This is a genomic window from Hymenobacter lapidiphilus (genome assembly GCF_003417065.2).
GTDB lineage: Bacteria > Bacteroidota > Bacteroidia > Cytophagales > Hymenobacteraceae > Hymenobacter.
This window is the reverse complement of sequence record NZ_QVLT01000001.1, coordinates 133,924-158,069: the sequence shown is the minus strand read 5'-3', so window position 1 is coordinate 158,069 and position 24,146 is coordinate 133,924. Positions and strand designations below refer to the sequence as shown.

Below are 24,146 nucleotides of genomic sequence, written 5' to 3'. Positions count from 1 at the left end.
TAGCGGAAGCCGAATCAGGATGCACGCTTCCGCAGCCGGGTTAACAAGCCGCCTTTGGGCGTATTATCCTCATCGTAATATCCTTGTCCGTAACCATAGCCATAACCATAACCATAACCATAGCCACCAGTAGTTTTGGCGTCGTTAAGGATAGTGGTCAGCTTTGTAAAACCATTAGTACGGATAAGCTTATTGATGTTTTTGAGGAATGATTTCTTAGAGTAATTAGCTCGGACAACATAAATCGGTACGTCGGCTTTACGCATAATCAGGATGCCATCAGTCACAAGGCCCACTGGTGGGGTATCGATAATGATAACATCGTAATGTTGCTGTAATTCAGCAATCAGCGGATCAAACATGTCGCTCAGAATCAACTCCGAGGGGTTGGGTGGCGTTGGACCAGCCGAGATGAAATCGAGCGCAGGGATACTGGTATGCTGGACGCATTCCTGCCAGGTATGCTTCTCAATAAGAATTGTGCTGATGCCCTTGGTGTTCTCAGCATCGAAGGCCAGATTCACTTTGGGTTTGCGCATATCGAGGTCGAGAATAACCACCCGCTGATCAGACGCCGCAATGATGCCGGCCAAATTAACTGCCACGAACGTTTTACCCTCACCGCTGATAGTTGAGGTTACCGAAATCAGACGTTTCTTCTTAGAAGAAGCAATAAATTCCAGGTTAGTCCGGATGGAGCGGATAGCCTCCGATAGTGCCGACTTTGGGTTACGGTCAACTACCAGCTTCGAAACGGCCATCTTTTCCTTGTCGTAGGTCGGAATTACGCCCAGTACCGGCGCATGCGTATTGCGCTCCAGCTCACGAATATTGGTGACGGTGTTATGCAGCAGATAACGTACGGCAATCAGCCCCAATCCCAGCACAATGCCGGCTGCCAGCCCAATGGCATATATCATCACCTTTACTGGTGAGATAGGAACGGCTGGGGAGGCCGGAGACAGGATCTGAAAATCAGCGGTAGCGCCGGCCATGGAAATGCCGAACTCGATCCGCTTATCAAGCATCATCAAGTTATATTTCTCATACAGTTCCAGCGGACGCTGCAGACGTGCCTGCTCGGTATATTTATCCGGTAGGCTACGCAGTTTAGATTCCAGCTCGGCCCGCTTGCCCAGCAATTTGGCCTCCTGTGCCTTAAGCAACTGCTGATTTTTACGCAGTAGCTGCCGCACTATTTTCTTGATGTTAGTAATGCTCTGCTCTTTTATCTGCATCGCTACCGTAGCGCCAGGCTGATAAGAAAGCAAGGCCCGCTTCAGGTCAAGTTGGGCGTCGCTCAGTTCTGTAATGCGCTGGATCAATTGTCCATCCTTCACGTCGGCCAGAGCGGGAATGCTCTGCATTACGTCCCCATCGGCACGGGTCGTTAGTTGCTCCCGGTCCAGCAACTGCCCTACGTCGCTCATCATCTCACTCTGTTCCTGTAGCTTGGCCCGCTCTTCCTCCAGCGTTTGAAGTAATCCCGTCAACTGGCTTACTTCCCCCTTCACGTCGTAGGAACCCGTGCGCTTCACAAAGGCCTCCATGTTTTCCTCGGCCTGGCTGAGACTCTGGTTGTTGCTGCCTAACTGCTCGTTTATATAACGTAGTGCCCGAGCAGCCTGCTCACGCTTCCGGGTAAGCTTCTCCTCCAGGTATACTGCATCCACGGCATTTACAATGTCGCGGGCTTTCGCTGGATTATGATCAGTAAATGAGATGCTTATAGTGTTAGCATCCAGGTTTACAATATCAACCAGCAGGTTGGTATTGAAGTAATTGCCTAGGGCACCAGCGCTGTTGATAACGAATGAGTATTGTCCGTCAAGCGCCGCCAAGTTATAGTCTTTGGTTTGACGTATTGTCAGCCGGAAACCAGCAGCTGTGAAAGGTTGGCCAAATGTGTGTTGCTGCTCGGTACCTCCTAAGTCCTCAGGCAGGATCAGTTCAAATGTGGTAGGGGAGAGGAAGCGTAAAGCAATCTTCTGATCAAAAGCGGCATTAGCTGTCGCTTCATAGCTCACTTCGAAAGGTGAAGCCCCATATATTTCGGTTTCCAGAACCGTACCCTGCACGTAGTAGTTTACATCGAGGGCCAGCGAGTCGTTAAGACGGCTGTAAATGATATCAGACTTAATGAGTTCAACTTCACCCGATAGCTTAGTAAGGCTTTGCTTCTGCTCTACGGCTCCACCTAAGCCACCCAGACCCAATACGCCAGCCTCTGTTTTCTCGTCAATTTTTAGCGTGGAGGAGGATTTATAAAGCGGGGGCGTGTAGCGCAGAAACAGCCAGGCAGCCGTGAGGCCCAGCGCAACAAGCAGTATTATCCAAGGCAGGCTTCTGCGGGCTACCGTCAGTAAGGTGGTGAGGTCCAGCCCACCACCATCGTCTTCATCCTCCGTCGGTTCACCCCCACCAGCTTGGCGGATAAGCTCTTCCAGTTCCGCGTCTTCTTTTACTGCCATCCAGGTAACCAATGAGAGAGCATCCGGCTAGTTGCCGTTGCTGCCAAGTCGCGAAATAAGATAAATGGTGCTCACAACGCCTGCAATGCTTGCAATCAAGCTAAATAAGGGCGTTGCATCCTGCAGACCTTCGTAAAAGGGGCGCCGGATAGGCTCAACATATATAATATCGTTGGGTTCCACTTGTAGATTCGCCCGACGCATACCATCAATCGTTGTCAGGTCTATAACCTGCACCTGCGGATTCTTCAGGCTGCCCCGAATCAGGCGAATATTGTCGGCCCGCCCGGCCCGGCCGGAGGCGGTAGTGCCCACAAAAGCCCCCTCAATGCCCCCGGCCATAGCCAGCACCTCCAGCAGGTTCATGTTGTCGTTGAACATCTGGATAACCTGCCCGGAACCTCCTGAAGTGGCACCGAGTACGATAATACGGTTGTTGGCTACCCGCGTCGTTACAAATACACCTTTGTAAAATTCGGTGTATTTGGTTTGCAACAGGCTGTCGGCCTGCAACAAAGTCAGGCCAGTCAGGCGCTGATAGCCCACCATAGGTAGGCGCACAACCCCGTCGTGCTGTACTAAAAACTGGTTGCTATTCTGGTTTTGCTGCTGTTGTCCTCCCTGACTGCCTCCAAGTGCTGATTGTGGTCGGCTGGAGCCATTGCTGCCGGTGCTTCCTGCACCTGTCATGCTGCCGAACTGTAACTCCCCGTTAGGGTCGAGGATTCGTTCGCCTTCGTTGGTATATACCCGAACCTCCAGGTAGTCGTTAGGTTGAATAATATAGTTGCGTTCGGCCCTGTTTACCACATCACGCAGCTTAGCCGTATCAAGGCGGCCAGCCCCATCGGCTCGGAATAAAATATTCTGCTGATGTACGCGGGCGGCCGAACAGGAGCCCAGCAGTAGGGCCGCCGGGGAGCACAGCAGCCACAGGATGAGGAAACGGCGAAGGAACAATTTAGGCATGCAGACCGACTCAGGCCGGATTCAGATGGAAAAAACTCAGGCGAAATACTCTGCCCCGACCGGGCAGTATCCGCTTAATAACCATCAAAGAAACCGAATAAACCGGGCCTATCAAAATTGGAAGCTTCGCTGGCCTGAATCCTGCACTGGCAGGGCCGGGTGTAAAATCGTACTTTCGCGAACCCAAACTTGGGCTTTGCTGGTTGTAGCATTCCCACCCAACTTCTTTCAACCATCCCACCACCCCTTACTTATGGAACTGGTAGCTACCGAAAATCAAACCATGATTGCCCAGATGGTGCGCGACTTTGGCGCCCAGCACATCAAGCCCCGCATGATGGAGTGGGATGAGTCGCAGGAGTTCCCGAAGGAAGTATTTCATAAGCTCGGCGAACTGGGCCTGATGGGTGTGCTCGTGCCCCAGGAGTATGGCGGGGCCGGATTTGGCTACGTGGAATACGTGACGGCCATTGCAGAACTATCTAAGATTGATGGCAGTATTGGCCTGAGCATGGCTGCGCATAACTCGCTTTGCACCGGTCACATTTTGCAGCATGCCTCCGAGGAGCAGAAGCACAAGTACCTGCCCAAGCTTGCTTCGGGTGAGTGGATTGGTGCCTGGGGCCTTACCGAGCCTAACACAGGCTCCGATGCGGGCAATATGCGCACCGTGGCCATCGAGGACGGCGACCATTACGTGCTCAACGGGGCCAAAAACTTTATTACCCATGGCAAATCGGGCAACGTGGCCGTCGTAATTGCCCGCACCGGCGAGGTAGGCGACTCGCGGGGCATGACGGCCTTTATTATCGAGCGCGGCACTCCGGGCTTTGAGGCCGGCCGTAAGGAAGACAAGCTCGGCATGCGGGCCTCGGAAACTACTGAGCTGATTTTCACCGATTGCCGGGTGCCCAAGGAAAACGTAATCGGTAAGGTGGGCGACGGCTTCGTTCAGTCTTTGAAGGTGCTCGATGGTGGCCGCATCAGTATTGCGGCCTTGAGCCTGGGTATTGCTCAGGGGGCCTACGAGGCGGCGTTGCAGTATTCCAAAGAGCGCCACCAGTTCAACCAGCCAATCAGTAATTTCCAGGGCATCAGCTTCAAGCTAGCCGATATGGCTACCGAAATTGAAGCCGCTTCGCTGCTCACGTACCGTGCCGCCAACATGAAGGACCGCGGCCTGAATGTGAACCTGGAGTCGGCTATGGCCAAGCTGTACGCCTCCGAAGTGAGCGTGCGCGTGGCTACTGAAGGCGTGCAGATTTTTGGTGGCTACGGCTATACTAAGGACTACCCGGCCGAGAAATACTACCGCGACGCCAAGCTTTGCACCATCGGCGAAGGCACTTCCGAGATTCAGAAGCTCGTTATTGCCCGGGCCATCCTGAAGTAAGACGCAGTTTGGCCGATTTTTCGTTGGATGTGCGGGTTCCGACCCGTTAAGTATCGGGCTGGTTTTGCAGTCAGGCCAACTCTGGCAACCAGATGCCTGACCGTACAACGTCATTCCAGCTAACGAAAAATCAGTGCCATCTGTGATTGATTATTAAGGAGGGTTCCTTATCTTTGCGGCCCTTCATAGTTGATTTTCCAAGTTCACTGCTGATATGCTCATCGTCCAAATCAAAGAAAACGAGTCGGTTGACCGCGCACTCAAGCGCTTCAAGAAGAAATTCGAGCGCACCGGCGTTCTGAAGGAGTTGCGTCGTCGCACTTTCTTCCAGAAGCCCTCCATCACCAACCGCAAGCAGAAGCAGAAGGCCATCTACAAGCTTTCTACTTACGGTCCTGATGCAGATCCTAAGTAAACATCTGTTGGTGGCTTAGCTACTAATCGGATTAAGAAACCCGTCTGATCTGCTCTTTGAGCGGATCAGACGGGTTTCTCGCGTTTCAACTTGTCGGTTTGTTTGTTGAGTGGAATTGCCTACATTGGCTGTCCGGCCTCTGATTGCTGCTTGTTTATGGAGTTGTTTTTTGATTATCTGCGCTTCGAGAAGCGGTACAGCCCGCACACGGTCGTATCGTACCAAACAGATCTGCGGCAGTTCGGCGAGTTTCTTAAAGCCACCTACGAACTCGATGACCCCGCACGGGCCGACCATACGCTTATCCGCTCCTGGGTGGTGCAACTTATGCAGCAGCAACTCGACCCGCGTACTGTGAACCGCAAAATTGCCTGCCTGCGCTCCTATTACAGTTACCTGCTACGTACCGGAGCGGTGGTCAAGAACCCGATGTTGCGCATCACCTCGCCCAAAACAGCCAAGAAGCTGCCCGACTTCGTGCCCGAGGAAAGCCTTAATAACCTCCTGAATTCCTTCGAATTTCCTGACACTTTCACCGGAGCCCGCGACCAGCTGATTCTTGAACTGCTCTACGGCACCGGCATGCGCCTCTCGGAATTAATGGGCATTCGGCTGGTTGACTTAAGCCTGCCCGGTAGCACAGTGCGCGTAACGGGCAAAGGCAATAAGCAGCGGATTGTGCCGCTCAATCCCAGCTTGGTGCGGGTACTGGAGCAGTATATAGCCCGGCAGCAGCACGAGTTCGGCAATAGCGGCAACACCACCGGCCCACTTCTCGTTACAGACAAAGGCGAGCCGCTGTACGAAAAGTTGGTTTACCGCACCGTGAAGCATTATCTGAGTCAGATAACCACGGCTTCGGGTCAGCAGCATCCGCATGTGCTCCGCCACTCCTTCGCCACGCACTTGCTGGGCAAAGGAGCTGATTTAAATGCCATTAAAGAATTGCTTGGGCACGCCAACTTAGCCGCCACTCAGGTGTACACCCACCTGAGTATCGATAGATTAAAGTCTGTTTTTGAGCAGGCCCACCCCAAGGCCTGACCAGTTTATTGTTTACCCTTAACCCCTTTGCTGATGAAAGTACAGATCCACTCGGTGCATTTCGACGCCGACCAGAAATTGCTCGATTTCATTCAGAAGCGCCTCGACAAATTAGAAACCTTCTACGACCGTGTAACGGAGGGCGAGGTTATTCTTAAGCTCAACAACAAAGACGGTATTGCCAACAAAACTGTTGAAGTGAAGCTGCTGGTGCCCGGCTCTATACTCTTCTGTCAGGAAGACGCTCCTACATTCGAAGCGGCCACCGACGCCACTTATGAGTGCATGCGGCGCCAGTTGGTAAAGCACAAGGAAAAGCTAGTGAATCATTAATTGAGAGCTTATCGTTTAAGCCAAAAAGCCCCGTCTGACTAATCAGACGGGGCTTTTTGTGTTAACTCTTGCTGGGTAGTTAGTGGCTGATATGATACACCAGCTTGCCAGCTGCGTAGCCAGCCTCATAAATGAAGAGGCCTGATAGCGCCACCAGCCCAATCTGGATGAAAGGGTGACGCGAGAGGCGCAGTAGCTGCCGGATAGTGGTGAAATTGCTCATCGCTGCAAAACGTTGAAGGTTAGAGGCCAAATTCAGCTTTGATTCTATCCACGTAGTCAAGCTTCTCCCAAGTAAAGGTTTCGACAGTTTTGGTGCTGCCGTCGGGCATCTGCACCTCTTTGGTGCCAGCCTCGCGGCCCATGTGGCCATAGGCAGCCGACTCGGCGAAGATGGGGTTCTGCAGGCCCAGGCGCTGGACGATGGCGTAGGGGCGCAGGTCGAAGATGTTCTGCACTTTACGGGCAATCTGGCCGTCGGTGAGCTTTTCGCCGGTGCCGTTGGTGGCTTTGGTTGTGCCGTAAGTAGTCACGAAAACGCCCACCGGCTCGGCCACGCCAATGGCGTAGGCTACCTGCACCAACACCTGGTCGGCCACGCCGGCTGCTACCAGGTTTTTGGCGATGTGGCGGGCTGCATAAGCTGCCGAGCGGTCGACCTTGCTCGAATCTTTGCCCGAGAAGGCGCCACCGCCGTGGGCACCCTTGCCGCCGTACGTATCCACGATGATTTTGCGGCCCGTCAGACCCGAGTCGCCGTGGGGGCCACCGATGACGAACTTGCCCGTGGGATTGATGTGGTAGGTAATACCGTCGGTGAACAGTGCCTGGGTGTTGGCATCAAGCTGGGCCTTTACGCGGGGAATGAGGATAGTTTTGATGTCCTCTTCAATGCGGCGCAGCATAGTGGCCTCATCGGCGTCGAACTCGTCATGCTGGGTGCTGACGACGATGGTTTCGATGGCTTCGGGCGTGTTGTCGTCGGCGTAGCGAATGGTAACCTGGCTTTTGGCATCGGGGCGCAGGTAAGTCATTTCGCGGCCTTCTTTGCGCATAGCCGACAACTCGCGCAGTAGCCTGTGCGACAGGTCGAGGCCCAGAGGCATGTAGTTGGCCGTTTCGTTGGTCGCGTATCCGAACATCATGCCCTGGTCGCCGGCGCCCTGCTCTTCGGCCGTAGCGCGCACCACGCCCTGGTTGATGTCGGGAGACTGCTCGTGCAAGCGGTTCATCACCTCGCAGGTGTCGGCGTTGAACAGATACTCGGGCTTATTATAGCCGATGCGGCGGATAACCTCGCGGATGATAGGCTCGGCGTCTACGTGGGCAGTCGACTTGATTTCGCCGGCCACGAGGGCAAAATCGGTAGTTACCAGCGTTTCGCAGGCCACTTTAGCGGCGGGGTCCTGGCGCAGGTATTCGTCGAGGATAGCGTCGGAAATCTGGTCGGCTACTTTATCCGGATGGCCTTCCGAAACGGATTCGGAAGTGAACAGGTAGGGCATCAGCTAAGAAGGGTAGAAGTAAGCGAGAGGCCGGTAGCCCCTGCCCTGCGTCGGCAAATGGCCGGTCAGGGCCGCAAAGCTACAAGATTTCCGTTGGTTGACTTGAATTGGGGCCGGACTAAAAGTGACCCGTATTGTCCCGGCTTAAGCTGTAGCGCTACATTTGCATTTACCGCCTTCAACAGCCCTTTTCTATTTTGGTTTATTTCTCCTTCTTATGAAAAAGCATTTTGCTCCACTGCTGCTCTTACCGCTGCTGCCCCTGGTCGAAGTGCAGGCCCAGCGCGCGCCCTCACCCTACCGCACCCGCTTTGCGGTCGATGCGCCCGTTACGGCGGGCCTGGGTGCGCTGAGCGGCGTAGGGCTGCTGCTGATTTCAAAAAAGGATGGCCTGAACCAGACGCAGCTGGCGGCCCTCAATAAGCGGGATGTGCCGAAGTTCGACCGGTTTTCGGCCGGAAACTACAGCACCAGCGCCCAGACTGCCAGCGACTTTATCGTGTATCCGGCGCTACTGCTGGCACCCGGCCTGCTGGCCCTCGATAGCGACGTGCGGGGCCGCTACGGGCAGGTGCTGGGGCTCTACCTGCAAACCATGCTCGCCTCCAACGCCGCATTCACACTTACGGCCGGCAACGTGTACCGCTACCGTCCTTTCCTGTATGGCTCCGAAGGAGGCGGTAAGCGTACCAGCCATATCTCTACCAATTCGTTTTTCGCCGGCCATACGGCCAATACGGCGGCGGCTACCTTCTTCGCCGCCAAAGTATACCACGATTTCAACCCCGGCTCGGCAGCTCGGCCTTTGGTGTGGGGTGTGGCAGCGCTGATGCCAGCCGCCACCGGCTACTTTCGCCTCAAGGCCGGTAAGCACTTCCTCTCCGACAATATTGTGGGCTACACAGTCGGCGCGGCAGTGGGCATACTGGTGCCCCAGCTGCACAAAACCACCGCCCGCACCGGCCTATCGGTATTTCCGGTTCAGGGCCTGAACGTAAACGGCTACGCCTATTCGGGGCTGGGCTTTACAAAGCAACTGTAATCCAGCTAACGGCCAGCCAAGCCGGATAATGGGCGCTTACCAAGTGCCCGAACCCGCCGCCGTTGGCCGTGGAGCCGGCAAAAAGGTTCTGGTGCAGGCGGTACTGCAGTATCTGCCCTCAGTACGCGGTGCGGGCGAAGACTGGCCCGAAGCCGTGGCCACCAGGAGCAACAGGCGGAGGCATTGGGCGGCATGGTCTGGGGAAGCCCAGGTTACTGAAATTAAAAAACGGCGGCAGGATAAGCCTGCCGCCGTTTTTTGCCTGGAAACGTATGTGCCGGGCTCTATTGCCCACCAGCTCCACTGCCGGCGGCCGGGGCTGGCGTCAGGTTCTCCTCGAACAGCTTCAGAATGCGGCGGTACTCGTCGGTCCACGACGAGGGTTCGGTGAAGCCGTGGTTTTCGACCGGGTACACGGCCAGCTCCCAGTTCTCCTTCTTCAGCTCGATGAGGCGCTGAGTGAGGCGCACGATGTCTTGGAAGTGCACGTTGGTATCGACCATGCCGTGGCACATGAGCAGATGGCCTTTGAGGCCGGCGGCGAAGTTGATGGGCGAGGAGCGGGCGTAGGCCACCGAGTCGAGGTAGGGCTCGTTGAGGATGTTGTCGGTGTAGCCATGGTTGTAGTGGGCCCAGTCGGTAACCGAGCGCAGGGCGGCCCCGGCCTTGAATACCTCCGGCTGAGTAAACATGGCCATCAGCGTAATAAAGCCGCCGTAGGAGCCGCCATAGATGCCGATGCGCTGGGGACTGACGCCGTATTTCTCGGCCAGCAGCTTGGCGCCGTCCACCTGGTCGGTGAGGTCCTTGCCACCCATGTAGCGGTAGATGCCGGTGCGCACGTCGCGGCCGTAGCCGGCCGAGCCGCGGTAGTCGATATCGAGCACCGTGTAGCCTTTATCTACCAATAAGTTGTGGAACATGTACTCGCGGGAGTAGCTGCTCCACCACTTATGGGCGTTCTGCAGGTAGCCGGCGCCGTGCACGAAAATCACGGCCGGGCCCTGGGCCTGGGGGTTGGCCGGGCGGTAGAGGCGGGTGTACACGTCGGCTCCGTCGCGGGCCTTGTACTCGATTACCTCGGGCTGGCGCCAGGCGTAGCTCTCGAACTCGGACGTGGTGGAGTGGGTGAGGGCGCGCATTCTGGCCCCCGGCTTGTTGTCCATCGTGTACAGCTCCCAGGGCTTGTTGCTGGTGCTGTAACGCAGGGCCCAGGTTTTCTCATCGGGCGAAAGTGTAGCCTCGTCGTAGCCGCCGGGCTGGGTGGTGAGCTGCACGAGCGGGCCGCCGCTTACGGGCATGCGGTAGAGGTGCTGCTCGCCGGGGTGGGTTTTGTTGGCCAGCAGGTACCACGTTTTCCCATCGCGGCTCAGTTGGGTTTTCTGAATCTCAAACGGTCCGCTGGTCAGGGCCTTTTTCTGGCCACTGGCGATGTCGTAGGTGTAGAGGTGGGAGTAGCCGGTTTGCTCGCTCTGAAACCAGAACTGGCGTGAGTCGGGCAACCAGCCTACGTTGCCCTCGCCGTAGCCAATGCCGGGGCCGTTGATCCAGGCGTCATCGTGCTGACGGTCTAGCAACTTTATCTTCTGCGTGGCCGGGTCGAGGCCGACAATCCAACGGTCCTTGTTGTCAGTGCTTCGGATGACGAGGAAGGCGTGCCGGCCGTCATCGGACCAGAACGGGCCGAAGGGTGCCACCCGGCGCAAATCGGTGGCCGACTTGGCCGTTTTGGCCGTTTTAGCCGCCTTAGCCGAATCGGCCGGCATGGGTGCCTGGGCCTTCAGCTGATACTCCTTGCGGTAAGCTGGCTGCTCGTCGAGGCCCTGCAGCTCGGTGTAGCCCAGCACGAAGGTTGTGTCGCGGCCCACGTCGTAGAGGCCCAGCTGTAAAGCAGTCTGGGCCGCGCCTACTTTGGTGCGGGTATTGATGTCCTCGGTGAAGCCCGAAGTGGTTACGAAATCGGGCACCAGCGCCACTTTGGCGGCCGGCGGCTCCTGGGCCAGCGTGTAGGTCACGTAGCGGCCGTCGGGCGAGAGGCGCAGGTTGCGCACGGTTTGGGTGCCGAGCCAGATGGCCTTGGGCCGCAGCCGGGCCAGCGCCTTCTGCTGCCGCTGCCGGGCCTTGGCGTCCTGCTCCTTCTCGCGCAGCACCTCGAACAAGGCCAGTTGCTGGGCTTTCAGGTACTGCTCGCTTTTGTCGGTGGGGGTGGTGCCGGCCGGGCGGTTGCCCTTGCGGAAATCGGTGCGCTGCACGGTTTCGCCGGTGGTGGGGTCCCAGGTAAACAGGTTGCCACCGCGGGCATAGCTGATGGCCTGGTCATGCAGGGCGAAGTGTGGGTCGCTCTCCTGCTCGGCCGTGTTGGTAACGCGCCGGATGCGCTGGGTTTTGAGGTCGAGCAGGTAGATGTCGCCGCCCTTCTCGTAGAGCTTGCGGGTATAGCGTCGGTCGTATTCGCCCTCGGCAGCCGGCAGCCCCACCTGCTCGCGCAGGCTTACCTTGCGAGCTTGGCCGCCGCTTGGAGCAATGCGGTAGAGCGAGTCGCGCCGGGCTTTTTCGGGGTTCCAGTTGAAGTAGATGGATTTGCCGTCATCAGCCCAGGAGACGTTGCTGGGCGAGGTCCCCAGCCACTGGGCTTGGTCGCGCATTATTTTCTCGACGGTGAGCGGAGCCAGCTGCTGGGCCTGGGCCGAACCGGCCAGCAGCAGCGCCGCCAGGGGCAGCAGGTAACGGTGGGTCATATAGGAGCGGGTTTGAGCAGGAAGGTAAGGGACGCGGCCGGTAAGTGGGGCGTTGCGCAGTTAGCGCGAAGTTTCCGCCAGGCGCTACAACCCCGCCAGTTCCGCCCGCAGGTTGCGCCGGGCCGCTGCCTCGAACCGCTGCCGGAACTCGGGAGTGCGGTACAGCGCCGGCGCGGCCAGCAGCTGCTCCAGCACCTTGCGGCGGCCCCGGCGGTAGAGCACGGCGGGCACCAGACGGTATTCCTGGCGAATCTGGCGGGCGTATTCGGCATAATCAGCTGGCTCGGCCCCCAGCACGCGCAGGTCGGCGTCAAGGAAAAAATCCAGGTCGGGCGCGGGCATGTGGGCCGCGGCGTGGCGGGCGCTGCATTCGATGAGGTAGGCCACGCGCTGCTGCCGCTCGGGGCTCAGCGTGGAGTGCACCAGAAACTGCCGGGCCATATCGGCACTGCGGGCCTCGTTTTCTGATGACAGATAGTTGTACACCGCATCGTGAAACCAGACGGCCAGCTCCACCACCGGCCGGTCTTCCACCAGCCCGGCGTACTCATCCACGGTAGTCAGCAAAGCTTGCACGTGGTGCAGGTCGTGGTAGTGACGGCCGGGGCCGGAGTACGCCGCCACTAGCTGCTGGTACATCTCGATGCACCGGGCTGCATCGGGCATCAGGGGACTTATGAGGGCGTTCCAGCGGGTTTGCATTTGGTCAATTAGGGATGTAGCGCGAAGCTCCAGCTTCGCGTGTCGTAGAACGATGTCGTGTGGAAGTCAGCAACGATACGCGAAGCTGGAGCTTCGCGCTACAACCTCAATTTCCCGTTGGTACGCCGTAGGGGTTGGCTTTCTTGATTTCCAGGAAGCGTTCGGGCGTGGGCAAATCCTGGAAGCCGAAGCGGCGGTAGAGACTGTGGGCGTCGAGGGTGGCCAGCATGAAGCGGCGCACGCCCTGCAGTTCGGGGTGGGCCATGATTTCTTCTACCAATTGCTTGCCCAGGCCCCGGCCCTGGTATTCGGGCAGCACGAATACGTCGCAGAGCCAGGCAAACGTGGCCCGGTCGGTAACTACCCGGGCGAAGGCCGCCTGCTGGCCATCGGGGCCGTAAAGGCCGAAGTTGAGCGAGTTGGCTAGGGCCCGTTCCAGGGTTTCGAGCGGCATGCCGAGCCCCCAGTACGACTGCTGGCTGAGGTACTGGTGAATCAGGGGCACATCGAGGCGGGCGGGGTCGGTGCTGACGGTAAACATGGCAGAGGGCAGGTTGAAAGGGGGCCGCAAGAACGGCAGGCGGCGGCAGAAGCGGTGTGCCGGGTCGCAAGTCGGGCGTTTTTCTTACCTTTTACACCTCCTCCCTCTTCACTCAACGGCCTAACTATGAACCGCTTTTGCATTTCTTTATCGGCCCTGCTGCTCGCCTCCGCGTCCCTGGCAGCCCAGACGCTGCCGGTTGTCACCACCTTCCCGGTGGGCACCACTACCATCACCGTTTCGGCCCTGACTACCGGCCTGGTGGTACCTTGGGAGCTGGTCTGGGGGCCCGATAACTTCATCTGGATGACTGAGCGCGGCGGACGTATCAGCCGCGTGAACCCCGTCACCGGCGCGGTGACGCCGCTCATTACACTCGCCGATGTCTCTACGTCCTCGGAGGGCGGGCTGCTGGGCATGGTGCTGCACCCCGATTTCGCCACCGCGCCCTACGTGTACGTGGTGTACAACTACACCGAAAACGGAGTCTACCTCGAAAAGCTGGTGCGGCTGACTTACGCCAACGGCACGCTGAGCGCGCCGCTGGTGCTGCTGGGTCAAATTCCGGCCACCAGCACCCACAGCGGCTCGCGCCTGCTCATCTTGCCCGACCGCACCCTACTCATGAGTACCGGCGACGCCCAGCAGCAGCCCCAGGCCCAGAACCCGGCCTCGCTCAACGGCAAAATTCTCCGCCTCAACCTCGATGGTACCATCCCGGCCAACAACCCCACGCCCGGCAGCCCCGTGTACACGTTGGGCCACCGCAACCCCCAGGGCCTCGTGCGTAGCCCCGCCGGCCGCCTCTACAGCTCGGAGCACGGTGCCAACAGCGACGACGAGCTAAACCTCATTGAGCCCGGCCGCAACTACGGCTGGCCCAATGTAGAAGGCTCCTGCGACCTGCCCGCCGAGCAGACCTTCTGCGCCCAAAATAGCGTGCGCGAGCCCCTCACTACCTGGACGCCCACGCTGGGCGTAGCAGGCTTGGCCTATTATAGCTCGCCCGCCATTCCGGGCTGGCAGAACCACCTGCTGCTGTTGTCACTGAAAGGAAGCCGCCTCACCGACCTGGCCCTCAACACCGCCGGCGACGCCATTCCTGCCCGCACCGACTACCTCACCAGCTTCGGCCGGCTGCGGGCCATCTGCGTCTCGCCCCAGGGCCGGGTGTACGTGGGCACCAGCAACCGCGACGGCCGGGGCAACCCCGCCGCCTCTGATGACCGGATTCTGGTACTCGAAAACCGCGACTTCATAGTAACGTCTACCGCGGCCCCGGCCGCGGCCCGGCTCCGCCTCTGGCCCAACCCCGCCCGCCACACCATCACGCTGGAACGCCCTGCCTCAACAGCTGCTACCGTGGTTATCAGCGACGCGCTCGGCCGCCGGGTGCAAACCGCTCAATTTCCGGCTGGTCAAAACCAGCTTACGCTTTCGGTCAGGGGGTTGAAGCCGGGCGTGTACCTGGTGCAGAACGGCGGCCGGGCCCAGCGGCTGGTGGTGGGGGAATAAGGCGCACGCCGGAACGCCAGGAGCCTAATCCACTTCCAACTGGTGCCGCTCGTTTTTGGCCACGTTGGCCAGCGTCCAGGTGATTTCCTGGGTGAAGGGGTGGCGGCGCACGGAGCAGTCGGCGACGTGGCAGTGCCAGCAGGCAGCGAAGGTGCAGGGGTCGGCGTGCACGAACATTTCCACCGGTATGCCGAACTCCTGAGCTACAAGTTCCTCGATGCCGTGGACGTGTTCGTGGGTCTGCTCCAGGCTCAGGTAGTAAGGCATGGTTACGTGGCAGTCGATGTGCAGGCTGGCGCCGTAGCGCTGCACCCGCAGGTTATGCACGTCAATCCAGGCCGGTTCGCGGTGCTCCTGCAGCTCGGCCACCACTTGCTGCACGGTGGTTACGTCGGCCTCATCCATCAGGCCCGACACCGAGCGGCGCACCATTCGAAAGCCGTTCACCACGATGAACACGCCCAGGCCCAGGGCCGCCAGCGCGTCATACAGCACGTTATCGGTGAGCATGACCAGGCCCAGCGCGGCGCACGAAACAAACGTGCTCACGGCATCAAGGTACAGGTGCTGGCCGTCGCCGACCAGGGCCGGCGAGTGGTGCTGGCGGCCGGCGCGCACCAGCAGCCAGCCGGTGCCCAGGTTCACGAGGGCCGTGGCGGCCAGCAGCGCAATGCCCCAGTCGGGCCGGGCTATGGTGTGCGGCTCCCAGAGCGCCAGCAGCGCCGCATAAAAAATGTAGCCGCCCGCCATCAGAATCAGCCCGCCCTCGAAGCCCACCGACAGGTACTCGATTTTCCCGTGGCCGTAAGGATGATTTTCATCCTTGGGCAGCCCGGCCAGGTAGATGCTGTAGAGCGCAAAGCCGCTGGCCACCACGTTGATGATGGATTCGAGCGCGTCGGTGAGCACGGCCTGCGAGTCGGTGAGGGCCCAGGCATAGAATTTCACGCCCACCAGCACCACGCTCACCACAAGCGAAAGCAGGGCATAGCGGGTTTTGAGCGGCAGCGTCATGGCAGGTAAAGAGGAAGGGCAAAAGCAATGCACCGCAAAACGAAGCTGAGTGGTACAGACTATAAGGGCCCGCCAAAATTCCGGCTTTTTTACCGGCCCACAACTTTTTCCGGTGGCAAGAGTTTACTAGATGCTTAAAAAATTAAATTTAGGCTAATCTAAAACAGCCTTCTCTGCATACCTTTGCGGCGTACCTGGTTCGCTCACGTCCTGGCATCTATGTCCGAAATCTTGCCCGCTCCTTCCCCTTCGCCTACTACTTCGCCCATCACGCCGTTTGACCAGGATGCCGGCTGGCGCTTCCCGCGGCGCGCCAACTCGCTTTCCGAAGTGTACGCCTCGATTATGGTGCCGCCCGAGGGTGCCTCGTTCTGGCGCAAGCTCTGGGCCTTCACCGGGCCGGGCCTGATGGTGGCCGTGGGCTACATGGACCCCGGCAACTGGGCCACCGACATTGAGGGTGGCGCCAAGTACGGCTACATGCTGCTGTCGGTGATTCTGATTTCCAACTTCTTCGCCATGCTGCTCCAGCACCTGTCGGTGAAGCTGGGCATCGTGACGGGCCGCGACCTGGCCCAGGCCTGCCGCGACCATTACTCCAAGCCCGTCTCGTTTGTGCTCTGGGTGCTGTGCGAAATTGCCATTGCCGCCTGCGACCTGGCCGAAGTTATCGGCTCAGCCATTGCCATCAACCTGCTTTTCGGCATCCCGCTCACCTGGGGTGTCGTGCTCACTATTTTCGATGTGCTGGTGGTGCTCTACTTCCAGAGCAAGGGCTTCCGCATCATCGAAAGCATCGTGGCGGGCCTTGTTTTCGTGATTTTCGGCTGCTTTGTCTACGAGATAATAGCCTCCAACCCCGACTACTTTGCCATGGCCCAGGGCCTGATTCCGAAGCCGGAAATCGTAACCGACCCCAGCGCGCTGTATCTGGCTATCGGTATTCTGGGGGCCACCGTGATGCCCCACAACCTGTACCTGCACTCCAGCATCGTGCAAACCCGGGCCATCGAGCCCACCGAGCCTGCCCGGCGTTCCGCCATCAAGTTTGCCACCATCGATAGCACGGTGGCGCTGTTTCTGGCCTTCTTCGTGAACGGGGCCATCCTGGTGGTGTCGGCTGCGGCCTTCCACGACAACAATCTGCGCGACGTGGCCGACATCTACGACGCCCACAAGCTGCTGACGCCGGTGCTGGGCGCGGGGGCGGCTTCGGTAGTGTTTGCCATTGCCCTGCTGGCTTCGGGTCAGAACTCGACGCTGACCGGCACGCTGGCCGGGCAAATCGTGATGGAAGGCTTCCTTGATATCAAGCTCAGGCCCTGGATGCGGCGCCTTATCACCCGCGCCATTGCCGTGGTGCCGGCCCTTATCGTCACCATTCTGTATGGCGAAAAGGGTACGAGCGACTTGCTGGTGCTAAGCCAAGTAATTCTGTCGTTGCAGCTCAGCTTCGCCGTAATTCCGCTGGTGCTGTTCACCGGCAACAAGCTCAAAATGGGCGTATTTGTGAACAAGCCCTGGCTCCAAGCCATTTGCTGGACGGTCTCAGCCATTATTCTGGGCCTGAACGGCTACCTGCTGTTCCAGTTCTTCACCGGCGCCTAACCCGCCATAGCATCCGCAAAAACCGCAACAGCAGCGTTGCGGTTTTTCTTGGACTTTTTATTTAGATAAATCTAAAAAATAAATTCAACGCAACTTAAATGAAGTTATATCTTACATTCTTTCTTTTCCTGCTGACGCTGCCCGCCCTGGCCCAAACCGCCAGCCTGCGCGGCCGGGTGCTCGACCAGCGGGGCCAAGCCGTGCCGTTTGCCAATGTGGCCCTGCCGGCTCTGCAAAAGGGCACTGCCGCCGACGAAAGTGGCAGCTTCATGCTACCCGACCTTCCGGCTGGGCCGCAGCAGGTGCAGTTCAGCGCCGTGGGCTACACCACGGTTACCCAAACCGTCGTGCTGCCGCTAGCCCAGCCCCTTATGGCGTGGCTGCAATCAACCGAGAGTACCTTGGGCGAGGTGGTGGTTACCGGCGTGAGTCGGAGCACCGAAATCCGCCGCTCGCCGGTACCCATTGCCGCTATAACGGGCCGCGAAATCCGCCTCAACGCCAACGGTAACGCCATTGATGCGGCCGTGCGCGGGGTTCCCGGTCTGGCTGCCGTAACTACCGGCCCCAACATCAGCAAGCCCTTTATCCGGGGCCTGGGCTACAACCGGGTACTCACGATGTTCAACGGGCTGCGCCAGGAAGGCCAGCAGTGGGGCGACGAGCACGGTATTGAGGTGGACGGCTACGGCCTCGACCGGGTGGAAGTGGTGAAGGGCCCCGCCAGTCTGCTTTACGGTTCCGATGCCGTGGCCGGCGTGGTGAACCTGCTGCCCGCTTTGCCCACCGGCCCCGATGGCGAACTGCATGGCGAAGCGCTGGCCGAGTACCAGTCGGTGAACGGGCTGGTTGGCAAGTCGCTCGCCTTCAACTACCAGAAAAACGGCTTCCAGACCAACCTGCGGGGCAGCCACCGCTGGGCCCGCGACTACAGCAACCCGGTGGACGGCCGGGTGTACAACACTGGTTTCCGCGAGCTGAACCTGACGGGCATGGTAGGCGTGCAGCAGGACTGGGGCAATGTGCGCCTGTGGCTGACGACGTACAACAACCGGCAGGAAATACCCGACGGCAGCCGCGACTCGCTAAGCCGAGCCTTTACTAAACAGATTTTCGACGGTGACCTCGACGACTTCAACAACCGCCCCGTAGTGAGCAACTCAGAGCTGAAGAGCTACGGCATCAGCAACCTGTACCAGCACATTCAGCACTACCGGGCCTTCGCCACGAGCGAACTGAAAACCGGGCCCGGCGAGCTGCGCCTGCTGCTGGGCGTGCAGCAAAACCACCGCCAGGAGTTCAACCACCCCACCGCCCCCGACCAGCCCGGCCTCGACCTGCGCCTGACCACGCTCAACTACCAGGCCCGCTACCTGTTCCAGGATTTCAAGGGCTACGAGCTGACAGTGGGCGTGAACGGCATGGGCCAGGACAACCAGCACCTGAACGCCACCGACTTCGCCATTCCGCCCTACCGGCTGTTTGATATTGGGGGCTTTGGGGTGGTGAAAAAGGCTTTTGGGGCGCTGGAGCTAACCGGCGGCCTGCGCTACGATACCCGCGTGGTAGACTGGAACGACTTCTACGCGGGCCTCGACCCGGCTACCGGTTTCGGCACCAAGGCCGACGCCAATACGCCCGGCGCCGACCGGCAGTTCTCAGATTTCCACAAGGTGTACCGCGGCGTGTCGGCCAGCGTGGGCGGCTCGTACGCGGTGGGGCCAAACCTGGTTTTGCGGGCCAACGTGGCCCGCGGCTACCGCGCCCCCAACATCCCCGAAATCGGCTCCAACGGCCTCGACCCGGGCGCCCACATCATCTACCTGGGCAACCCCGATTTCCAGCCCGAATTCAACTGGCAGGAAGATGTGGGCGTGCTCTGGAAGTCGCCCGGCTTCGAGGCCAGCGCTGAGGCGTTCTACAACCACGTCGAGAACTTCATTTACCAGGCCAAGCAGTTTGACGCCAACGGACAGGCCCTAAGCGACAAGTTCGGCAACTCCACCTATAAATTTCAGCAGGCGGCGGCCACCCTCTATGGGGGCGAAGTCGCCTTCAACGTGCAGCCCGCCGCTTTGCCCTGGCTGAGCTGGCGCTCCGGCGCGGCGTTGGTTGTGGGCCTCAATAAAAATGCGGCGTTGCGCGAACGGGAAGGAAACGCCGCCCGCTACCTGCCTCTGATTCCGGCCCCGACGGCCCAGACCGAGCTGCGCTTCACGCTGCCCGACCAGCCCGGCCGCCGCCTGGCCGGTAGCTACCTGCGCCTGTCGGTGGCCGGCACGGCCCGCCAGAACCGCTTCTACGCCGTGGATGGAGCCGAAACCGCCACGCCCGGCTACCTGCTCACGGGCCTGGGTGCCGGCACCACCCTGCGTACCGCCACCGGCCGCGACGCCCTGCAGCTGGTGCTGCAAGCCGACAACCTGTTCGACGTAGCCTACCAGTCTCACCTCAACCGCCTCAAATACTTCGAGTATTACCGCGCCTCATCCACCGGCCGCCTGGGTATCTACAGCCCCGGCCGCAACCTGAGCGTGAAAGTGGTCGTGCCATTTTAGCGGTACGTGGGCAGCAAGGCGGCCGTAGTTCTACTGCTTCAGCGAATCCAGTTCGGCACCTGCGGGCCGGGCAAACTGGCTGGTTTCGGGCTGGGGCTTGGTGAGCTGCACCTGGCTGAACGCGGCCTGATAGCGCAGCTCGCCGATTTGGTTGTCGGCAAACTTGTGGCCTTCCATGCGGCGGGGCAGCAACAAGCCGTTTACCTGCTGCCACTCGGGGTAGAGCAGGGCGTTGTAGGTGGCAGCCTTGCCGGGCTCGAAGAAGGTGACAGTGTAAAGCACTAGCTCCAGGCGGTAGGTTTCGGGGTTGAAGTGGGCAATGTACTCGTCGCCCGACGAGTCGCCGCGGCCGGTTTCGTAGCTGACTTTGAGGGCCCGGTAGGCTTTGCCGGCCACCGTGCGGGTACCCAAGTCTTCGTAGTTGGTCCCTTCATCGGCCAGCACAAACGGAATGGCGAAGAAGTAGAAATACAGGTTGTGGTAGAAACGAGCCGACATTTTGCCGAAAGCCGCCTTGTTCGGGCTCACCCATACCTCATTCTGGTCGTCGAGGCCCAGTTGATAGTCTGGTCCTTCGATACGAACCTGGCGGGTACGCAAATTAATTAAGTGCTTTTCCTCGCGCGCCTCGCCGCCGAGCGTGCCGCTTAGCTGGTAGCTCATCATACCAAATTGCTGCCAGGCGGCCAGTCCGCCGTGGGCTTCCAGCGCCTGTTGCAGCAGTTTTGGCAGCTCGCGCTTGGGGGTTACAGCTTCGGTGGGGGCGGCCGTCGTAACGGCTTGCTCAGGGTTGGAAGTGCACGCGGCCAATACCAGGGCGAGGCTGAAGTAGAAAACGTGTTTCATAAATAGCTGAGCAGTAGGTGATGGCGGAAGCAGCTATAAGCCTCCTGTACCTGGGTCTGTTCGTGGTCGGCGGCCCTGCCGGTTTCCGGCGGGCCTGTTTGCTGCGGCACAAACAGGCCCGCCAAAACAAGCTTGCCACACGCTTTGCCCACGTGCCTCGCCCGCTTGATACGTTGTCAATAGCCCCAACAGGCGACTTCAACCAGCACAAACAGTTTCTGTCGGTCGACTTTACGGGCGATTCTGGCCTACAGCGTGGCTGTGAATTTGCCGTTCGTCACGGTTTTCGTCAATTGCTTGTTCAGGTAGCCCCTGCCTGTAAGGGTGAAGGTACCCGAAACGCTGGTGGCCGTAAGGGTAGAAATGGTAACGGAGCCAGTCTCGGCCGTGTAAGGCTCTCCGTTTGGTCCGGTGCTGGTACCAAGGTCGATAAAGGTGGCCTGAGTCTGCGAGTTGGTACCGATTGCGTACGTCCCGATACTCTTCGGCAGAGAGAGCGATACGGCAACCTGCGTACCGCTCGAATTCGGACCCATGGAGTTTTGGTAGATATAGACGTTCACCTTGTCAAAATTCGTTTCAGCCCGCGCCAAAATCGAGGTGCGCTCCTGTCCGTCTATCGTCCAGCGGGCCACCACGGCCGGCTGGGGATACGCGTCGGTGCGTTTCGAGCAGGCAGTTAGCGCCAGCAGTACGCATAATGGGGCGGCGGTAGCATAAAAGCGTAAAGAGGGGTACATAGTGAGGGGATTTAACTTGGAAAATAGACGTGTAACAGCCCCCGTCAATAGTTGGTCCAAACTGAGCGCCGGAACGAGGTAAAAAGTTGCCGCCCAGCAGGTAGGCGGCAACTTGCACTTCCTACAGTATCAGCAGCCCCTTTTCGCGCAACGTCAGCCACGCCTCCGACTCCAGGAACTGCGCAAAGACTGACCCGGCCGGGAAGTCGCGGGCGGCGTCTTTGAGCAGGATTTTGGTGTCGTAATCGGAGCTGAGGCGGGTGAGTAAATCGTGGAGCCAAGGGCCGAGGGCGGCGGGTACCTTCAGTTCGAAGTCTTCGGCCTGCTCGTAGAAAGTGAGGATGGCACGGCCGCTTTTTTTGGCGGTTTCGAGGCGCAGCTCGGGTGCGTTGCCGAGCCAGAACAGGCGCAGGTTCTGTTTGGCGAAATCGGGCTTGATAGGTTCCTGCAGGGCCTGGGCCACCGTATTGCGGGGCACGGTGGTTTTGGGTACCCGGAAATCGAACCAGAAGCTTAGCGGCTCGTGCAGGGCCACGCCGTGCAGGTAGTTGTAGAGCGCCTTGGCCAGACCGGGCCCGAACTGTCCGTGGTCGGTACCGGTGGGGTCGTCGTGCCACAGGTCGTTCCAGGCGAAGGGGCCGGGCTCGGGGCCAGTGGCGGCCACTTGGTATTTGGCCGGGTTGCGGCCCACCGGCGAGTGGGCCGTCATCGAAAACCGGTGCCAGTAGCCGCTCTGGACAATGCCGGCTTCAAACAGCTGCCGCACGATTTCCAGCGAATCCACCGTTTCCTGGGTGGTTTGGGTGGGGAAGCCATACATCAGGTAGGCGTGCACCATCACGCCGGCCTGCGTAAAACCGTCCGTCACGCGGGCCACCTGGGCAATGGTTACGCCTTTCTCCATCAGGGCCAGCAGCCTATCCGAGGCAACTTCCAGGCCGCCGCTCACGGCAATGCAACCACTGGCGGCCAGCAGCCGGCACAAATCGGGCGAGAAGGTTTTCTCGAAGCGGATGTTGCCCCACCACGTAATGCCGGTGCGGCGCTTGAGCAACTCGATGGCCAAATCGCGCAGGGCCAGCGGCGGGGCGGCCTCATCCACGAAGTGAAAGCCAGTCTGGCCGGTCTGGGCCACGATTTGCTCGATGCGGTTGGCCAGCAGGGCCGAGGGCGCGGTTTCATAGCGGCCGATGTAGTCGAGCGTTACGTCGCAGAACGAGCAGCGCTTCCAGTAGCAGCCGTGGGCTACCGTAAGCTTGTTCCAGCGCCCGTCGCTCCAGAGCCGGTGCATCGGGTTCAGCACCTCAATAACCGACAAATATTCAGTCAGCGGCAAGTCCGAGTAGTCCGGCGTGCCCACCTCGGGGTGCGGAATATCGGGCTGCGGATGATTGACGTATTCGACCTCGCCAGCGGCATTGCGCAGAAAGGTTCGTTGGAGTTGGGCGGTAAAAAGAACGTCATGCTGAGCTTGTCGAAGCATCTCTACCGCTTCATCTGAGCCGTAATGACGGAGCGGTAGAGATGCTTCGGCAAGCTCAGCATGACGTTCCTTATAACTGGTAAGTCCTTCTAAAAGCCTGAGCCACGGCCCCTCACCGTCGTCCAGGGTCAGGAAGTCGATGTAGTCGAAGAAGCGCGGCTCCTTGATGTTGCGCAGCTCGGTGTTGGGGTAGCCGCCGCCCATGATGGTGTAGGTGGCAGGGCTGATTTCCTTGATGCGGCCGGCCAGCCGGAGCGCCCCGTAGAGGTTGCCCGGAAACGGCACCGTGAAGCCCACAATGTCGGGCTGTACGCGAGCCACGAGGTCGTCGAGCAGCTCCAGCAGCAGCTCATCGAGCAGGTTGGGCGGGGCTTGCAGGGCCGCGTGCAGCTCGTCGAAGGTGGTAGCCGACATGCCCAGCTTCTCGGCGTAGCGCGAGAAGCCGAACTGTGGGCCCACGGTTTCCTTGAGCAGGTCGCCCAGGTCTTCGAGGTAAAGCGTGGCCAGGTGGCGGGCCTGGTCGGTGAGGCCCATGGTGCCGAAAGCGGTTTCCAGGTCGGCTACGTTGTCGAAGCGGCTGGCCTCGGGCAGGTAGCGCGAGTGGCAGATGCGGGGCGCCAGGGTACTGTCCTTGTTCTGCAGAAACCGTACGACCGGCTCCACGGTACTCAGGTAGCTGTTTTTGAGCCGCAACATCCGCCGCACGTTGTCGCTCAGCGCGAAGTTGCCGGCCTCTATTTCGGCGAAAACCCGCGTCAGGCCCGCGCGCGAAAACAGCTTCAGTACCAGCTCCAACCCCAAATCGGCCTGGGTAACGGCGTAGCCGCGCCCGCCCAGAAACCCCTTGATGTAGGCCGTAGCCGGGTAGGGCGTGTTGAGCTGCGTGAGCGGCGGAGTAATGAGCAGAACGGTAGGCGAAGTCAACGCGAAGACATCAAAGGTAAAGGCCAGTCGAGCCGTGAAGAGAGCAACCGCCGGGCGGCCCGAAAGGTGCCCGCAAAGGTACAGCCCCGCCCGCCACCGCCTCCTACACTATACCCAACAGCAGCAGGTTGAGGTTGGTTGGTAATGCTAACCCAAGAAACCAGCCAGTGGCTCTTTGCCTTGCATAGAACCAAACCCGGTGCGAACAACGCCACGCGGGCCAGACCGGAACGCCAAAGCCGCTCAGCTACCCTCGTAAGGTTGGCTGAACGGCTTTGGCTGGCTTCCTCGGCTACTACTACTAC

19 protein-coding genes are annotated in these 24,146 nt (G+C 59.5%); 8 read left to right on the top strand and 11 right to left on the bottom strand.

All coding sequences use genetic code 11. The annotated features are described in order from the left end of the window. Window positions 1-14: 14 nt before the first annotated feature. Complete coding sequence (locus D0N36_RS00805; protein ID WP_116939154.1) at window positions 15-2,471, bottom strand: GumC family protein; 2,457 nt, start codon at window positions 2,469-2,471, stop codon at window positions 15-17. A gap of 27 nt (window positions 2,472-2,498) precedes the next feature. Then, on the bottom strand, window positions 2,499-3,431 hold the full coding sequence (locus D0N36_RS00800) for a polysaccharide biosynthesis/export family protein (protein WP_242478742.1): 933 nt from the start codon (window positions 3,429-3,431) through the stop codon (window positions 2,499-2,501). 262 nt (window positions 3,432-3,693) lie between these two features. On the opposite strand from D0N36_RS00800, the gene D0N36_RS00795 reads away from it, so the two are divergent. From D0N36_RS00795 to hpf, 4 genes are all read left to right on the top strand, one after another. Then, window positions 3,694-4,833 (top strand): acyl-CoA dehydrogenase, encoded by a 1,140-nt coding sequence (locus D0N36_RS00795; RefSeq protein ID WP_116939152.1) that lies wholly within the window; start codon window positions 3,694-3,696, stop codon window positions 4,831-4,833. A gap of 214 nt (window positions 4,834-5,047) precedes the next feature. Continuing rightward, window positions 5,048-5,248: a 30S ribosomal protein S21 gene (gene rpsU / locus D0N36_RS00790; protein WP_019946232.1), complete on the top strand. Its 201-nt coding sequence runs from the start codon at window positions 5,048-5,050 to the stop codon at window positions 5,246-5,248. Window positions 5,249-5,404: 156 nt separating this feature from the next. Further along, window positions 5,405-6,292: a tyrosine-type recombinase/integrase gene (locus D0N36_RS00785; protein ID WP_116939151.1), complete on the top strand. Its 888-nt coding sequence runs from the start codon at window positions 5,405-5,407 to the stop codon at window positions 6,290-6,292. Between the two features lie 33 nt (window positions 6,293-6,325). Then, window positions 6,326-6,625 carry a ribosome hibernation-promoting factor, HPF/YfiA family gene (hpf, locus tag D0N36_RS00780; protein WP_116939150.1) on the top strand — a complete coding sequence of 100 codons (300 nt, stop codon included), beginning with the start codon at window positions 6,326-6,328 and terminating at the stop codon, window positions 6,623-6,625. A 79-nt stretch (window positions 6,626-6,704) separates the two neighbouring features. On the opposite strand, the gene D0N36_RS00775 is transcribed toward hpf, so the two are convergent. Further along, window positions 6,705-6,848, bottom strand: a complete 144-nt coding sequence (locus D0N36_RS00775; RefSeq protein WP_190242459.1) for a hypothetical protein — start codon at window positions 6,846-6,848, stop codon at window positions 6,705-6,707. A gap of 19 nt (window positions 6,849-6,867) precedes the next feature. After that, entirely contained in the window at window positions 6,868-8,130 is a 1,263-nt protein-coding gene (metK, locus tag D0N36_RS00770; protein ID WP_116939149.1) for a methionine adenosyltransferase, read from the bottom strand. 217 nt (window positions 8,131-8,347) lie between these two features. Between metK and D0N36_RS00765 the strand changes: the two genes are divergently transcribed. Further along, on the top strand, window positions 8,348-9,172 hold the full coding sequence (locus tag D0N36_RS00765; protein ID WP_116939148.1) for a phosphatase PAP2 family protein: 825 nt from the start codon (window positions 8,348-8,350) through the stop codon (window positions 9,170-9,172). 284 nt (window positions 9,173-9,456) lie between these two features. Here D0N36_RS00765 and D0N36_RS00760 read toward each other — a convergent pair whose 3' ends face one another. From D0N36_RS00760 to D0N36_RS00750, 3 genes are all read right to left on the bottom strand, one after another. Next, window positions 9,457-11,910: a S9 family peptidase gene (locus tag D0N36_RS00760; RefSeq protein WP_116939147.1), complete on the bottom strand. Its 2,454-nt coding sequence runs from the start codon at window positions 11,908-11,910 to the stop codon at window positions 9,457-9,459. A gap of 84 nt (window positions 11,911-11,994) precedes the next feature. Further along, entirely contained in the window at window positions 11,995-12,612 is a 618-nt protein-coding gene (locus D0N36_RS00755; RefSeq protein WP_116939146.1) for an HD domain-containing protein, read from the bottom strand. Between the two features lie 106 nt (window positions 12,613-12,718). Continuing rightward, entirely contained in the window at window positions 12,719-13,153 is a 435-nt protein-coding gene (locus D0N36_RS00750) for a GNAT family N-acetyltransferase (protein WP_116939217.1), read from the bottom strand. 126 nt (window positions 13,154-13,279) lie between these two features. On the opposite strand from D0N36_RS00750, the gene D0N36_RS00745 reads away from it, so the two are divergent. After that, window positions 13,280-14,668 carry a PQQ-dependent sugar dehydrogenase gene (locus D0N36_RS00745; protein ID WP_116939145.1) on the top strand — a complete coding sequence of 463 codons (1,389 nt, stop codon included), beginning with the start codon at window positions 13,280-13,282 and terminating at the stop codon, window positions 14,666-14,668. A gap of 24 nt (window positions 14,669-14,692) precedes the next feature. Here the strand turns inward: D0N36_RS00745 and D0N36_RS00740 are convergent, their stop codons facing one another. Continuing rightward, complete coding sequence (locus D0N36_RS00740; RefSeq protein WP_116939144.1) at window positions 14,693-15,682, bottom strand: cation diffusion facilitator family transporter; 990 nt, start codon at window positions 15,680-15,682, stop codon at window positions 14,693-14,695. Window positions 15,683-15,901: 219 nt separating this feature from the next. Here D0N36_RS00740 and D0N36_RS00735 point away from each other — a divergent pair, with 219 nt between their 5' ends. After that, entirely contained in the window at window positions 15,902-17,290 is a 1,389-nt protein-coding gene (locus D0N36_RS00735; protein WP_116939143.1) for an Nramp family divalent metal transporter, read from the top strand. A 98-nt stretch (window positions 17,291-17,388) separates the two neighbouring features. Further along, entirely contained in the window at window positions 17,389-19,848 is a 2,460-nt protein-coding gene (locus D0N36_RS00730) for a TonB-dependent receptor (protein WP_116939142.1), read from the top strand. A gap of 30 nt (window positions 19,849-19,878) precedes the next feature. Here the strand turns inward: D0N36_RS00730 and D0N36_RS00725 are convergent, their stop codons facing one another. The 3 genes from D0N36_RS00725 to D0N36_RS00715 form a co-directional block, all read right to left on the bottom strand. Beyond that, window positions 19,879-20,694: a DUF6503 family protein gene (locus tag D0N36_RS00725; RefSeq protein ID WP_116939141.1), complete on the bottom strand. Its 816-nt coding sequence runs from the start codon at window positions 20,692-20,694 to the stop codon at window positions 19,879-19,881. A gap of 248 nt (window positions 20,695-20,942) precedes the next feature. After that, on the bottom strand, window positions 20,943-21,434 hold the full coding sequence (locus D0N36_RS00720) for a hypothetical protein (RefSeq protein ID WP_116939140.1): 492 nt from the start codon (window positions 21,432-21,434) through the stop codon (window positions 20,943-20,945). Between the two features lie 121 nt (window positions 21,435-21,555). Then, entirely contained in the window at window positions 21,556-23,841 is a 2,286-nt protein-coding gene (locus tag D0N36_RS00715; protein ID WP_116939139.1) for a B12-binding domain-containing radical SAM protein, read from the bottom strand. Window positions 23,842-24,146 lie beyond the last annotated feature (305 nt).